Origin of the sequence: Vibrio lamellibrachiae (assembly GCF_050337265.1) — a bacterium.
In the GTDB taxonomy this organism is placed as follows: Bacteria; Pseudomonadota; Gammaproteobacteria; order Enterobacterales; family Vibrionaceae; genus Vibrio; species Vibrio kyushuensis.
Map to the genome: position 1 here is coordinate 651,366 of NZ_JAKJSU010000005.1, position 13,298 is coordinate 664,663.

The following is a 13,298-nucleotide window of genomic DNA, read 5'->3' on the forward strand; positions in this document are numbered from 1 at the left end:
TACTGGCTATGATGCCACAACACACCCCGATTATAACTCATTCGTTATAATCAAAATAGACAAGGGTAATTAGTTTGTTATTAACAAATTCAGTAACCTAAACACAAATGAGAAACACCTTTGATTAACGACACCTCTATAGGTCTTATTATGTTTAGAAAATCCGTAATAACCGCTGCTATTGTTCTCTTTCCTTTGTCCGTTACCGCCAGTGCAATACCAGATCTGGAAACTCGCACCTATCATGATGTCGAGCTTTCTGCAGGGAATAATCCTTACCAAGTAAAACGTTATGCTCCCGAGTATTTTGTAAATCACGCCGATCATTTTGAAGAAGCGTTATATCAACACCCAAGCGCACCTATTTGGACGATCGTTGCTGAGAATGCCTTTGCCTCAATCCACGTTATTGATGCGCCTGAAGGCCTAATCATCATTGATACCGGCTTAAACGAATCACAAATGAAGCCCGTCGCTGAAAAAATCAAACAGCTAAGCGACAAACCAATCAAAGCCGTGGTTTACACGCATGCGCACGCTGACCATACAGGTGGTGTAGGTGCATTTATTACCCCAGAACAAGTCGAAAACGGCGATGTCGAAGTAATTGCAGACAGTACATTTTTAGACGCCTTTGTTTCTGAGAACTCAGCAACAGGACCACTCATGTTCCAACGCGCAATGATGATGTATGGCGCGGTATTGCAACCTGAAGACCGTGATCAATTCACAACCGGCTGTTGTGGTCACCTTACGACTGGACCTACATCATTCATTGCACCGACACGTACAATCGAGGGTGAAGAAACAATTACAGTGGCAGGTTTAGAGATGACTTTCTCATACTCTGGCGGTGAAAATTCAGGTCACATGATTGCCTATGTACCTCAATACAAAACCATTTTCACTGGTGATGAACTTCAAGGGCCAGCAGCTCCTCAATTGCACTCTCCACGGGGCACTAAGTTCCGAGATACTGACGCATGGATCAATGCCATTGATACGATTCGAGCTTATGAGCCAGAGCACATGCTGCCAGGTCACGGTGTACCTGAATATGGTAAAGACAAGGTAGACAACATCTTGGTGACCTATCGCGATGCAATGCAATATCAACACGATCAAGCAATCCGGCTGATTAACCAAGGCAAAGGGCCTGATGATCTTGCCAATGAGATTGAGATTCCTGACTACCTAACACTTGACCCATTCACCATTCAAACTTATGGAAATGTTAAAACCAACGTACGTTCTTACTACACTGGTTATGTCTCTTGGTGGGATGGTAATCCAGCAAACCTCGATCCATTACCAAAAGTGGATGAAGCGCAGAAATTAATTGAAGCAATGGGCGGTCGAGAGCGCGTTGTTGCACTAGCAGAGCAAGCACTAGAGAACGGTGAAATAAAGTGGTCAGTCACTCTTTCTGACAAACTGGTTCGAGTCGATCAAAGTGATGTTCAAGCTCGTCAGTTAAAGGCAGCGGGCCTTCGCAACCTTGGATATGCCAGCATTAATTCATCAAACCGTGGGTTCTACCTAGCCGGTGCTGACGAACTTGATGGCGTGCTCAATATGCAGCTTGTGAATCAACTGGCAAAAGGCATGTTAGCTAATCCGAATATGATAGCGGGCTTCTCTACCCCTACTCTGCTTGAAGGTCTACGTTACAAAGTATTACCTGAAGCCGTTGGAGGAGTAGAAACGAAATATCAAATTAACTTCACGGATACGGGCGAGACTTTTACCGTCATTCTACGAAACGGTATTGTTGAGATAGTGGATGGCGAACAAGGTAACGATGTCACAGTAACAACAACGCGCCCTCAATTCGATCAGTTGTTCACCGGTGCAGAAACCGAGCTAAGCAACGTAGCTAAAGTGAAAGGGAATAAATCAGATATCCAAAAATTTGGTAAAGCTTTCGATTTCAATGTCTACCCAATCTCGATTGCAGTGCAGTAACTTAACCCAACACTAATTTAGATTGAAAGGAGTACACCATGTACTCCTTTATCTCGGATTAAAATTAAGAGATAACACTATGATCACATCAATTTGGCGACTCTGTGTTTCACTATCAGCCTTCGTGCTACTCCCTATTTCAACCGCACAGGCTTGTGCGTTCCATATGGCCGAGCAAGACAGCTTGATGTCATTTCAAACGGCCAATTATCAACATACATTAGCCTTAACCATCGAAACAAATCTCGCCTTAAAGAACGGAACAATAGAACCACTCGAAAAGCCACTCAGTGGCGAAGCAGGATTTCGACAAATCTCTTGGTGGCTGCATCTTCTCGCTCAAGAGCTGTCGCTTAAAGAATTACCCACAAGTCAGGTTGTGATTATCGATGTGCCACTCTGGAGTGACTACCAGAAAGGCCGTTCGAGAATGGCAGAGATAGACACACCTAGACCAAAAAATAACGAGCCAATTATAGCGCTAACACAAGCGACGCTTTATTCGCTTGTCTCCAAAAAAATAGATTTGGTTCAAGCAATAGAGCAAGGGTTAGTACGCGTGAATTAATAACAGCCAACTCTTGTAAAACTCACCAATGAAACATTCTCTAACAACTCAAAATGCGATCACAGCCTAATGTGGCGCAGTTCATGCCTTATCCGTTATATAACCACAAAGGATATACTCATGAAACAATCAAAACTTGCTACCATCCTATTTACTTTAGGGGCGATTCCATCGGCATTCTCAATGACATCAAACGAAATCAATGATGCGCGCATTCCGGCTATCCAAACCGCTGTCGCGAAGCAAAATAAAGCCATAGCACCGAATCTTCGGCTATACGGTGAGGCTATCACCAACGAAATTGGTGAGTTGCTAAACGTTGCTTTGATTACAGGTAATGAATCTCGCGTGCTGTCTAATTGCTCTTTAAATGCAACAGGCATTGCAACAAGACAAACAACAGCATCGGTTTCTGACGAGGCGGAAGCGTTACTGACTAACACCAGTGACCACTTTTGGGGCAAACACAGCCCCACTGTAGAGCAGCAACTGGTTGGGATCTCAAATTATCTCACCCACAAAGTATCGAAAATGGGTTTTGAGCTTTCGACACCAACTGGCAGCAATTGGCGTAAGCTAGATCAATCTAATGTAAAAGCGTCTGAGTCTTGGCAGGAAATGAACGAATACCCAAGCGGGACTCGTTTTGTTGTCGCCGTAGGTCTAGAGGCCGAGCTTATCAGGGATAACAGCCATTACATTTACGCAGAGAAAATCGATAGTGAAATTATCTTTATTGATGGTCAAACCAACCTAGCGACAGATATCCCACCAACTTACCTCTATGACCAATTCGATTTCTCACACCTGAACATACCCAGTGTGACCACTATGATGTTTTGGGCACTAACACCAGAAACTGTCTAACCTAAGAAAAGAGATTCACTAACTATTAATCTTTAACAACAAAAAAATCAGAGACTAGGCACGACCAACTAAAAATTGAAAGGCTTCTAAGAATAAGCTCACTCATCACGGGTGAGCTTAAATTTGCGCTTCCATTTCAATCTAATCCTCCCTCAAATTCATTTCCAATACACTTCAGATCACGTATCGTCTAGCGACAACTGTGTAAAAGGATCAATATATGAAATGTTCTGTGTTTATCGCAACAAGCTTTGATGGGTTTATCGCCACACAAGATGGAGGTGTCGATTGGTTACACACATCCGGCAACCAAGCAGCAGAGATGGGCGATCAAGCCGACATGGGATTCGTAAAATATATCGCATCGGTTGACTGCATGATCATGGGCCGTAAGTGTATGGAAAAAATCGCCAGCATGAACCTTACCGATGAGCAATGGCCATATGGTGATACGCGCATTATCGTCCTCAGTAACACGCTCTCTGACGCGCCTGACAACATGAAAACCCGAGTCGAGATGTATCAAGGCGATCTCAATATATTGGTGAGTAAACTAGAGTCTGAAGGCTATGCTCACGCTTATATCGACGGTGGAACCACTATTCAAGCCTTCTTACAGCTAGAGCTTATCAACGAACTGACCATCACTCGCGCGCCTATCATTCTTGGTCAAGGTATTCCCCTATTTGGGCCAACAAACAACCCAATTAAGCTAGAACAAGCGAGTGCTCAGGCATTTCCAAACGATTTTATTCAAGTCTGTTACAAGGCGAGTTACTAAGGCATATAGGCTAGTGTTTCTGGCAGACTTCGCTGTTATTTCAATAAGATGAAACAGAAGAAACCGTTTCATCTTTTAATAGTACTTTTGATATGTACTTGGTTTCGCATTGTTAAAACAGTTCTTTTGGTTGTTATTTGAGCTAAAACAATTCTACTCTTTGATAGATAGGGCATAAGAAGCATAGACCGATAACGTTTTATGCTATCTAAAAGGACTCTTACCTATGAAAATGAAATTCGAACGACTCAAGATACTGCTCAATCAGTTAACCGAAACCGAAGTCTCATCACCAGAAACACAGGCGGCGCGTATTTATGCTTCTGGATTATCTTCTGAAATAAACTGGGCAAAAGACCCCTCTGAGCTCGATAGTAATACCTTCGAGTACATCTATCAAAGCATGCCACTCGCAATGATTGAAAGTGCTCAAGGGCAACTCCTTCAATCTGGGCAGTATTACTTAGCAGAGAAGTGGCAAAAACTTATCTCTCACATTAATCTGCGTCATCAACGCTTAATCGCTGCACAGTGTAAGCCCTAGCAATCAATCGGAACCTTGTTATTCAAACGCCAAGATCACAAAAGCCAGCAATCAATGCTGGCTTCTCCATTTTTACGCTAAGAGCGAATTAAACTAATTTCATCTCTTGGATAATGTCTGACGCGATTTCTGGTTTAGTACTAGTTGGCTTTTCGTGTAGGTCTGATTTCAGCTGTCCCTTACGGTTACGAAGCCCTGCTTCTAGTTTTTTCAATGCGCCAGAAATAGCAGGATACATTACATCATTCGTTGATTTTGCCGATACACGTGCGCCTTCGTAGTTAGTGAATATTTCCACTTGGTGTTGGCCGTGCTCTTTTGTGATGATGATGTCACTGCTGATTAGTTGAGGAAAATGGGCGGATACTTTCTCAAATTTACTTTCAATTTCTTTACGAGAATCGTCACTGATTGATACATGATGTGTTTGAACATTTACTTTCATATAATTCTACCTTTCCAGTCACTATGTCATTTAAACGTAGCAAACTACAGGCACTCTGACCAAGTCTAATTTTGCACTTGTGTGATTTACTTCAGTGTTATTAATTATTCTTACCCTCCCCCCTTGAAATAAGACACTTTTCTCACCATTTAGAATGTCGAAGTCTCACTATTGCCCACTTTTCAACCACTTATCCTTTTGTCTTTCTCTGCAGAAACAAAAAAGACTTAAAGCATTTTCATACCTTAAGTCTTATCAGATTCAGTAACTCTTTATTTACCAGATAGTTATTTAAAACCTAGTAGTTTATAACATAGCCAATAATGACTGATCAGATGTTAGTGGCTAAATTATCAATTAATAAATAGACAGCTACCTAGTTAAGCACCAATTAAATATCGCTTACTAATTTTGCCAACGCTTCCCAATCACCCGCATCAATTAGTGCATTAGGTACCATCCAAGTACCGCCACAAGCTAGTACTGATGGTAATGCTAGGTAATCGGCTGCGTTACTTGGGCTCACGCCACCTGTAGGCATAAATTCAACTGGGTAGACCGCTGACAGTGCTTTCAGCATAGGAATGCCACCTGATGGCTCAGCAGGGAAAAACTTCAATGTTTTTAGACCAAGTTCCATCGCTTGCTCTACCAAACTTGGATTATTCACACCCGGTACGATTGGCATGTTCTTTTCTTGGCAGTACTTTACTGTTGTCGGGTTTAAGCCTGGGCTAACAACAAAATCAACACCCGCTTCAATTGCAGCATCAACTTGTTTGGCGTTAAGTACTGTACCAGCACCAATCAGCATCTCAGGGTAAGCATCGCGCATCAGGCGAATTGACTCAGCGGCAGCGTCTGTTCTAAAGGTTACTTCCGCGCAAGGTAAACCATTTTCAACCAACACTTTCGCAAGTGGTACTGCTTTATCTGCATCGTTGATTGCAATAACAGGAACAATTTTGATCTCTTTTAAGCGCTGTTCAATCGTTTTCATTTTCTAATATCCTTACCAATTAATCTTAAAAATTCATAGATGCACCAAGGCTGCATCTACTAAAAAGCTAAGCGACTATTCGCTTAGCTTTGAAAATTTCGTTACCTATAAACTTTCAGCTTTATCAATCTAAAGAAGGAAGCTCAGTACACCAACGATAATAAACGCGATGCTACCAAGTAGCGTTTCCATTACCGTCCATGTTTTTAGTGTTGTCTTTTCGTCCATTTCCATCAAGCGAGAAACTAACCAGAAGCCCGAATCGTTAAAGTGAGACAACACTGTCGCACCACCCGCAATGGCGATAACAATGAAGCATAAATCTAGCTCAGAAAGACCAACCGTTGCAGCTACTGTTGGAGCGATAAGCGCAGCCGTTGTTGTTAGTGCTACCGTTGCAGAACCTTGCGCAACACGTAGACAAGTAGAGATAACAAACGCAGCGACAATGACTGGCATACCCGTATCAGAAAGTACGCCCGCTAACGCTTCACCAATACCACTGGCACGTAGTACACCGCCAAACATACCACCAGCACCGGTTACAAGAATAACGGCACAGATTGGGGCAAGTGAGTCACCACACAGCTTTTCAAGTTTCGCCATACCGTAGTCTTTACCAAAGATAAGTAGACACACAAGCAGGGTAATCAAAAGAGCGACAGGTGTTTTACCCATCATACGTAAAAATTCAACTAACGGAGACGAACCATCAATAACACCCGCGACAGCAAGCGTATTAAGACCTGTGTCCATGAAAATAAGCAGTACAGGTAACACTAGGATTGTCATTACCGTTGCAAATTTTGGCAGCTTTGATTCATCAACAATCGCATCTGCATTGAAAAAGGCTTTAGACAGTGGAATATCAAATTTCTTACCAGCATAAAGACCAAATAGGTAAGCACCTAAATACCAAGTCGGAATAGCAACCAAAATACCAACAAATAACAGAAGGCCAATGTTAGCGCCTAGCAGTTCAGCTGCAGCAACAGGCCCTGGGTGTGGCGGAACAAAGGCGTGCATTACCGCAAAGGCACCGGCAGCAGGCAATGCGTACTTAATCGGTGAGCCACCAAAGCGTTTTGCTACGCTAAAGATGATTGGCATCATGACGATGAGGCCAGCATCAAAGAAGATTGGGAAACCAAACAACAGTGAAGCAATACCCAAGGCTAACGGTGCTTTCTCTTCACCAAAGCGGCCAATCAAAGTATCAGCCAATACCTTAGCACCGCCCGTTACTTCAAGAATCTTACCAATCATTGCCCCTAAACCAACCAGTAATGCAACCGACGCTAAGGTGCCGCCAAAGCCACCCATCATTGTAGGTACAACCTGCTCAGAAGGTACGCCAGTCACAATCGCCGTACCTAAGCTGACAAGCGTTAGTGAGGCAAAAGCATGTACTTTCAATTTTATAATCAATATTAGCAACGCGATGATCGCGAGCACTGCAACACCGAGCAGAAATGTAGGATCCGCGGCTTGGGCTAATTGGTCCATTAAGACACCTTTAATTCACGTTAATTTGAGTTTATCACTGTTTGAGTTTGTGTTTTAGTTCACAAATCTCAAAGTTACGGGTAACATGTTACCGATAACACCGATAAGATAAAGCCATATTTTCGGTTGAATTCTAAAAATGAGATCTAGCTCAGAGTAATCATGAGGGAGCGTAATGACTGGTAAAAGTATTATTGTGATGGGTGTTTGTGCCTGTGGTAAGAGCACGGTCGGCGAGCAACTTGCTGCACGATTAAAAGCAAAGTTTATTGATGGTGATGACCTACACCCTAAAGCAAACATTCAAAAGATGGCTCGTGGTGAACCTTTAAATGATGATGACCGATCCCCTTGGTTAGAGCGTATTCGTGATGCGGCCTATAGCCTAGAGAGCAAGAATGAAACAGGCATCATCGTCTGCTCTGCACTTAAAAAAATCTATAGAGATCAAATTCGTGAAGGAAACCAAAACGTTAAATTCCTCTATTTGGACGGTGATTTTGAATTAATCATGGAGAGAATGCGTGCTCGTAAAGGTCACTTCATGAAAGAGAACATGGTGAAAGGCCAATTCGCAATTTTAGAAGACCCGAGTGACGAAAAAGGGGTTGCAAGTGTCAGCATCAACGGAACCATGGAGCAAGTACTCGATCGTGCTATTTTCGAGCTTCACCAACTTGAATCTAACCAAACAGAGGGCGTGTAATGACACATAAGGTTATTCTAGATGTGACTACACGCATCATTGAACGCAGTAAAACACTACGTCAGCAATACTTAGCTAAAGTCACAGAGCAAGCCAATCAAGGTAAAGGTCGAGGTCAACTCTCTTGCGGTAATCTAGCCCATGGTGTCGCGGCTTCATGTGCAACCGAAAAGAGCCAAATCCTTGATTTAACGCGTAGTAACCTTGCTATTGTTAGCGCATACAATGACATGCTCAGTGCTCATCAGCCTTACAAAGATTACCCAGATCAAATCAAAGCGACGCTAAGAAAATCAGGGAATACCGCCCAAGTAGCCGGTTGCGTTCCTGCAATGTGTGATGGCGTGACTCAAGGCCAAGCAGGCATGGATATGTCACTGTTTTCTCGTGATTTGATCGCTCAATCAACCGCCTTCTCACTTAGTCATAATTTGTTTGATGGCACATTGCTGCTCAGTATCTGTGACAAGATTGCACCGGGACAATTGATGGGTGCTTTAACCTTTGGCCATCTTCCAACGGCATTTATACCTGCTGGCCCAATGCCTACAGGTATCACCAATGAAGAAAAAGTCAGTGTCAGACAAAAATATGTAGCAGGCGAAGTCGGAACCGAAGCCCTTCTAGATATGGAGTGTAACGCTTACCACAGCCCTGGCACATGCACATTCTACGGCACAGCAAATACCAACCAATTGGTTTTTGAAGCGATGGGATTAATGCTTCCAGGATCAGCATTTGTACCGCCAAATACAAAGCTTCGCCAAGCGCTAACCGATAACGCGTCAGCACGTATAGCGGCAATGAACAGTGCATCACCAAGCTATCAACCCCTTCACAAAGTGGTTGATGAAAAGAACATGGTCAATGGACTTGTGGCACTGCTGGCGTCAGGTGGCAGTACTAACCACACCATTCATATGGTCGCTATTGCGCGTGCGGCAGGCATCATCGTAACGTGGCAAGACATCAGCGATTTGTCTGATATTGTTCCACTCATGATTCAGGTTTACCCGAATGGCCCTGCTGATATCAACGCTTTCGAACAAGCCGGTGGTGTACCAGTATTACTTAAACGTCTACATCAAAGTGGACTGCTCAATAGCGACGTCACCCCTGTCTTTGGCAGCTTTGAAGATCAGATGACAACGCCAAAGATGATCAATGACGAATTGGTTTGGAGCGCATGCGGTGAGAGCACAAATCCTGATGTTATTGCAATGCCAGAAGTGAGCTTCCAAGCGACGGGCGGAACTAAAGTTCTGAACGGAAACTTAGGCAAAGCGGTGATCAAAGTATCGGCTGTCGCGAAGGAGTATCAGGTAATTGAAGCACCGGCTAAAGTCTTTACTTCTCAGCACGACGTTGAAACGGCTTATCAAAATGGCGAGCTAAATTGTGACTGCATTGTCGTTGTAAATTACAACGGACCCGCAGCGAATGGCATGCCAGAGCTACATAAGCTCATGCCGATTCTTGGTAACGTTCAAAAAGCAGGCTTTAAGATTGCCCTTGTGACAGATGGACGACTTTCAGGTGCGTCAGGAAAGATCCCTGCCGCTATTCACGTCTCTCCGGAAGCATTACAAGGTGGCACTATTGGCCTAGTTAACGATGGCGATATTATCCGCTTAGATTGCCAAACGGGCTCGCTTGAAAACCTAGCAGATACTTGCGCAAGAAGCCTGAACCATATTGATACTGAAGTTTCCCAGCAAACGTGGGGACGAGATATCTTTAAAGTGATGCGTGAAAACGTATCAAGCGCAGAGCACGGTGCAAGCTTCTTATTCTAGGTGCTCACCATAGTAGAAAATACTGAGCTTTTCACTCAAACTATTCATCAAAGGAAGAGTGTTTGGGTGCAAAAGCTTTGTTCAATCTGTTTAGCTCAGTACTGCCTTACTATGGTTCATTTTTTTGCATAACGTCAATTTGCTGAGCTTCAACTTACAGAGCCTCAATTTACACAGCTTTAATTTACTGAGTCTCAACTTGCTTATCTTTAGTTTGAATAGTTCCATGTTGCCTCTCCTCGTGTCGTACATTTACGTCATGTAGATAAAACGTGAATACTGACAGCAGCTAACGAATTGTCTCTATGACAGATCACCTACTAAAAGCCACACCCAGTAAAAGTATTAAGGGCAAAGCTTTATCGAAACTACGAATAGCACTGGAATGAACTGTTCAATGACTAGCCCTACGTTTTTTAACGCTGCTATGGTACTGAGAATGACAAAAGAGAACGTGGTGAAAATTGAAAATATCAGTCTGACGTCAAACAGCTAAGGAAATAGTCTCGGAAAATTTTCGTCATTTAAACGCTCTAACCACTGACTTAGTTCATCTTTATATTACCCATAAAGTTCGGATAAACGAACAACGTAGATGGCACGCTGCGAGAGCAACAGCAAAATAAGATATTCGGTAATTACCAACGAAAAACTGTGAGTATATCTAGATTAATAAACGGCAAGCATGCGTATAATTTACGATACAATTCAATCAAATAACGGTCACGCAATAAGTCAGGCAGCATTGATAGCGCCACCTTATTAATGCACCAGTTAATTCTAAATAAAGAGTCAATTTAAGCTTTCACCAGTAGAGATAGTGAACCCAAGATCAAACACCTTTTGCTCAGAGCTATTCCCTGCTAAAGCATCAATAAGCAGCTCTGCACTTTTCTTACCAATCTCATATCGTGGCGAATCAACACTGGTTAGCTTTGGCGATATGGCCTGTCCAATATCTAATGCGTTATACCCCACGACACTAAGCTGTTTTGGCACACTAATATTGTTCGCTTGTGCGTACATCATTGCGCCAATGGCAATATCATCATTGGTACAAAAAATGCCATCAAGGTCTGGATACTGAACGAGCGCCTTTTCTAACAACTCACCACCGAGGGTATAATTTGAATGCGCTTCAGTAAGAATGCATTTAGGTGTTAACCCTGCTTCTTCTATCGCCTGTTTATAGCCATCCATACGAAGCTGCGTACGGCTATCTAATCGCGCACCAAAATACGCCACACTTCTCTTACCTGCTTCAATCATCTGTTTTACCACAGTATAAGATGCCTGCTTGTGATCCAATCCGACAACCATATCCACCGGGTTTTCAGGCAGCTCCATGGTTTCAACAACTGGAACGCCTGCTGTTTTAATCATCTGTAACGTTCGCTTGGTATGCTGCGTTTCAGTAAAAATAAGGCCATCGACCTGATAAGAGAGTAGCGACGCGACCTTACTCTCCTCCTCTTCTGGGCTATAACCAATATGAGCTATAAGCGTTTCATAACCATTTGCCTTGGTGACCTCTTCAATCCCTTCTGCAAAGGAAGCAAAAACTTGGTTGGATAAAGAAGGCAGAAGTATACCAATCGCTTTGCTAGATGATTTCGACAACATCGCAGGGGCACGGTTTTGGATATAGCCGACCTCTTCGATTACCTTAGCGATCTTCTCACGCGTTTTTTCTGCAACTGACTCGGGGTTTCTCATGTAACGAGAGACGGTCATTTTAGTGATGCCAATCTTGTCAGCAATATCTTGAAGGGTGGGTCTTGACGATTGATCTATGCTCATAATCTATTAATTTATAATTATAATGTTACTAGTAACATTATCACCAAATAACTCATCGGTCCATTATGGATCGTACGTCATATTGAACAATTGGCCGAGAAATCGGCAACTTACGATTAATATTTCTATTAATCCCCCCCTCATTTTGCATTTATCTATCGATGATTTGACGACATAGCAAACCTGCCTCTAAATAAATTGTAACCAATTAATAACTAAAAGGATTAATTTCACTCCGTGTCATTGTCAGAGGATAAAATGACGAATAACGAAATTGAAGTTGCTTACAGAGGAGAGACAGATGAGGTCAGTTTGGACTTGGGGTGGAAAGTCACTCGGCTATTTCGACCGCGAAGATCTTTGGACCAATGAAGGAAAACACGTCGGTAAAATGTTTGACGGCGATATATACAGCCCAACAGGTGTTTATCTAGGAGAGATCATGGATGGCGAACGGTTAATCTTCTGCCAAAGAAAGAGAGAACTTCGAGGCGCGCCTTTTAAGCCCTATAGCGATCAGGCTGCCATCAAGGCATGTAGCGACTTTAAAGGTTATGCCATGTATACCGGTTATGAAGAGTTTCCTGAAATCTAAAAAATACGCGTTACATCTAGCATGAATGCTTTAGAGCTATCATGAATGCTCTATAGTTATCATGAATAAGTACAGATGAACGCGTAATTTTTCAATTCGAACCTATCTTCAGAAACGGCTGAATGATTTCTATAACTCTTTCATTGCCGAAACAACTGAAGGATCATTAATTAGGTTAAACAACAGACTTTTTGCCGATGATCTTTGAGCATCAGACAGAACTTTCTTCGGGTTCTCTCTCGACTGAGTCAGGATGTTTTTAACGAACTTACTGTTTGTGCCAGAAAGCTCATACACAAATCTTAGGGTATCCAATAAGTCTTCCTGAGCCAAACTGTATACAGCCATTTCACAACTCAGGCCATCCATAGCAAGGAAGTTATTCACCACCTCCTTTTGCGCTGCTTTGAACTTCTCTTGAACTTCATAAGCGTCAATCAGCGTTTGCACTCGCTCGGCGATTGCTACAGGCACTTCCATTGTTTTTGTTTCATGGCTCATTTCTATTTCTCCTGCCCTTATTGGGGTTTATTCTCTGGGTTATTGAATAATATCAATATTCAACACCGTTTAATCTCTCTAGTTTACGCGCTCGTTGATCATTCAGCATTAACTTTATCCCTAAATACGCCCTATTGTTGCTGAAAATAAACATAATTACATTGTGATAAATGCTATTCCCACCATAGAGATACTACATCACGAGATCTCGAACATAAGAGATT

13 protein-coding genes are annotated in these 13,298 nt (G+C 42.7%); 8 read left to right on the forward strand and 5 right to left on the reverse strand.

The window, feature by feature from the left end:
- Positions 1–150 precede the first annotated feature (150 nt).
- The 5 genes from L4C54_RS08500 to L4C54_RS08520 all read left to right on the forward strand — a co-directional run bounded on the left by L4C54_RS08500 (position 151) and on the right by L4C54_RS08520 (position 4,725).
- Positions 151–1,965 carry an alkyl sulfatase dimerization domain-containing protein gene (locus tag L4C54_RS08500; RefSeq protein WP_428807832.1) on the forward strand — a complete coding sequence of 605 codons (1,815 nt, stop codon included), beginning with the start codon at positions 151–153 and terminating at the stop codon, positions 1,963–1,965.
- Positions 1,966–2,044: 79 nt separating this feature from the next.
- Complete coding sequence (locus L4C54_RS08505; RefSeq protein ID WP_428807833.1) at positions 2,045–2,533, forward strand: hypothetical protein; 489 nt, start codon at positions 2,045–2,047, stop codon at positions 2,531–2,533.
- Positions 2,534–2,653: 120 nt separating this feature from the next.
- Positions 2,654–3,400, forward strand: coding sequence for a hypothetical protein (locus L4C54_RS08510; RefSeq protein ID WP_428807834.1), 747 nt, complete (start codon positions 2,654–2,656; stop codon positions 3,398–3,400).
- A gap of 220 nt (positions 3,401–3,620) precedes the next feature.
- Positions 3,621–4,181, forward strand: a complete 561-nt coding sequence (locus L4C54_RS08515; RefSeq protein ID WP_428807835.1) for a dihydrofolate reductase family protein — start codon at positions 3,621–3,623, stop codon at positions 4,179–4,181.
- Positions 4,182–4,407: 226 nt separating this feature from the next.
- Positions 4,408–4,725: a hypothetical protein gene (locus L4C54_RS08520; RefSeq protein ID WP_428807836.1), complete on the forward strand. Its 318-nt coding sequence runs from the start codon at positions 4,408–4,410 to the stop codon at positions 4,723–4,725.
- A gap of 88 nt (positions 4,726–4,813) precedes the next feature.
- Here L4C54_RS08520 and hpf read toward each other — a convergent pair whose 3' ends face one another.
- The 3 genes from hpf to L4C54_RS08535 all read right to left on the reverse strand — a co-directional run bounded on the left by hpf (position 4,814) and on the right by L4C54_RS08535 (position 7,676).
- Entirely contained in the window at positions 4,814–5,170 is a 357-nt protein-coding gene (gene hpf / locus L4C54_RS08525) for a ribosome hibernation-promoting factor, HPF/YfiA family (protein WP_428799634.1), read from the reverse strand.
- Between the two features lie 391 nt (positions 5,171–5,561).
- A complete protein-coding gene (locus tag L4C54_RS08530; RefSeq protein WP_428807837.1) occupies positions 5,562–6,170 on the reverse strand; it encodes a bifunctional 4-hydroxy-2-oxoglutarate aldolase/2-dehydro-3-deoxy-phosphogluconate aldolase in 609 nt (202 codons plus the stop codon).
- Between the two features lie 129 nt (positions 6,171–6,299).
- Positions 6,300–7,676 carry a GntP family permease gene (locus L4C54_RS08535; RefSeq protein ID WP_428799632.1) on the reverse strand — a complete coding sequence of 459 codons (1,377 nt, stop codon included), beginning with the start codon at positions 7,674–7,676 and terminating at the stop codon, positions 6,300–6,302.
- 175 nt (positions 7,677–7,851) lie between these two features.
- Here L4C54_RS08535 and L4C54_RS08540 point away from each other — a divergent pair, with 175 nt between their 5' ends.
- Both L4C54_RS08540 and edd read left to right on the forward strand, forming a co-directional pair.
- Positions 7,852–8,382: a gluconokinase gene (locus L4C54_RS08540; RefSeq protein ID WP_428807838.1), complete on the forward strand. Its 531-nt coding sequence runs from the start codon at positions 7,852–7,854 to the stop codon at positions 8,380–8,382.
- Entirely contained in the window at positions 8,382–10,178 is a 1,797-nt protein-coding gene (edd, locus tag L4C54_RS08545; RefSeq protein ID WP_428807839.1) for a phosphogluconate dehydratase, read from the forward strand. Before L4C54_RS08540 ends, edd begins: the two co-directional genes overlap by 1 nt.
- A 792-nt stretch (positions 10,179–10,970) precedes the next feature.
- On the opposite strand, the gene L4C54_RS08550 is transcribed toward edd, so the two are convergent.
- Positions 10,971–11,981, reverse strand: a complete 1,011-nt coding sequence (locus tag L4C54_RS08550) for a LacI family DNA-binding transcriptional regulator (protein ID WP_428807961.1) — start codon at positions 11,979–11,981, stop codon at positions 10,971–10,973.
- Positions 11,982–12,279: 298 nt separating this feature from the next.
- Between L4C54_RS08550 and L4C54_RS08555 the strand changes: the two genes are divergently transcribed.
- Positions 12,280–12,573, forward strand: coding sequence for a 4-fold beta flower protein (locus L4C54_RS08555; RefSeq protein WP_428807840.1), 294 nt, complete (start codon positions 12,280–12,282; stop codon positions 12,571–12,573).
- A 129-nt stretch (positions 12,574–12,702) separates the two neighbouring features.
- On the opposite strand, the gene L4C54_RS08560 is transcribed toward L4C54_RS08555, so the two are convergent.
- Positions 12,703–13,074, reverse strand: coding sequence for a hypothetical protein (locus tag L4C54_RS08560; RefSeq protein ID WP_428799628.1), 372 nt, complete (start codon positions 13,072–13,074; stop codon positions 12,703–12,705).
- Between the last annotated feature and the right edge of the window lie 224 nt (positions 13,075–13,298).

Coding starts and splice junctions, on each gene's coding strand:
- L4C54_RS08500 (WP_428807832.1), top strand. CDS start 151: ATGTTTAGAAAATCCGTAATAACCGCTGCTATTGTTCTCTTTCCTTTG.
- L4C54_RS08505 (WP_428807833.1), top strand. CDS start 2,045: ATGATCACATCAATTTGGCGACTCTGTGTTTCACTATCAGCCTTCGTG.
- L4C54_RS08510 (WP_428807834.1), top strand. CDS start 2,654: ATGAAACAATCAAAACTTGCTACCATCCTATTTACTTTAGGGGCGATT.
- L4C54_RS08515 (WP_428807835.1), top strand. CDS start 3,621: ATGAAATGTTCTGTGTTTATCGCAACAAGCTTTGATGGGTTTATCGCC.
- L4C54_RS08520 (WP_428807836.1), top strand. CDS start 4,408: ATGAAAATGAAATTCGAACGACTCAAGATACTGCTCAATCAGTTAACC.
- hpf (WP_428799634.1), bottom strand. CDS start 5,170: ATGAAAGTAAATGTTCAAACACATCATGTATCAATCAGTGACGATTCT.
- L4C54_RS08530 (WP_428807837.1), bottom strand. CDS start 6,170: ATGAAAACGATTGAACAGCGCTTAAAAGAGATCAAAATTGTTCCTGTT.
- L4C54_RS08535 (WP_428799632.1), bottom strand. CDS start 7,676: ATGGACCAATTAGCCCAAGCCGCGGATCCTACATTTCTGCTCGGTGTT.
- L4C54_RS08540 (WP_428807838.1), top strand. CDS start 7,852: ATGACTGGTAAAAGTATTATTGTGATGGGTGTTTGTGCCTGTGGTAAG.
- edd (WP_428807839.1), top strand. CDS start 8,382: ATGACACATAAGGTTATTCTAGATGTGACTACACGCATCATTGAACGC.
- L4C54_RS08555 (WP_428807840.1), top strand. CDS start 12,280: ATGAGGTCAGTTTGGACTTGGGGTGGAAAGTCACTCGGCTATTTCGAC.
- L4C54_RS08560 (WP_428799628.1), bottom strand. CDS start 13,074: ATGAGCCATGAAACAAAAACAATGGAAGTGCCTGTAGCAATCGCCGAG.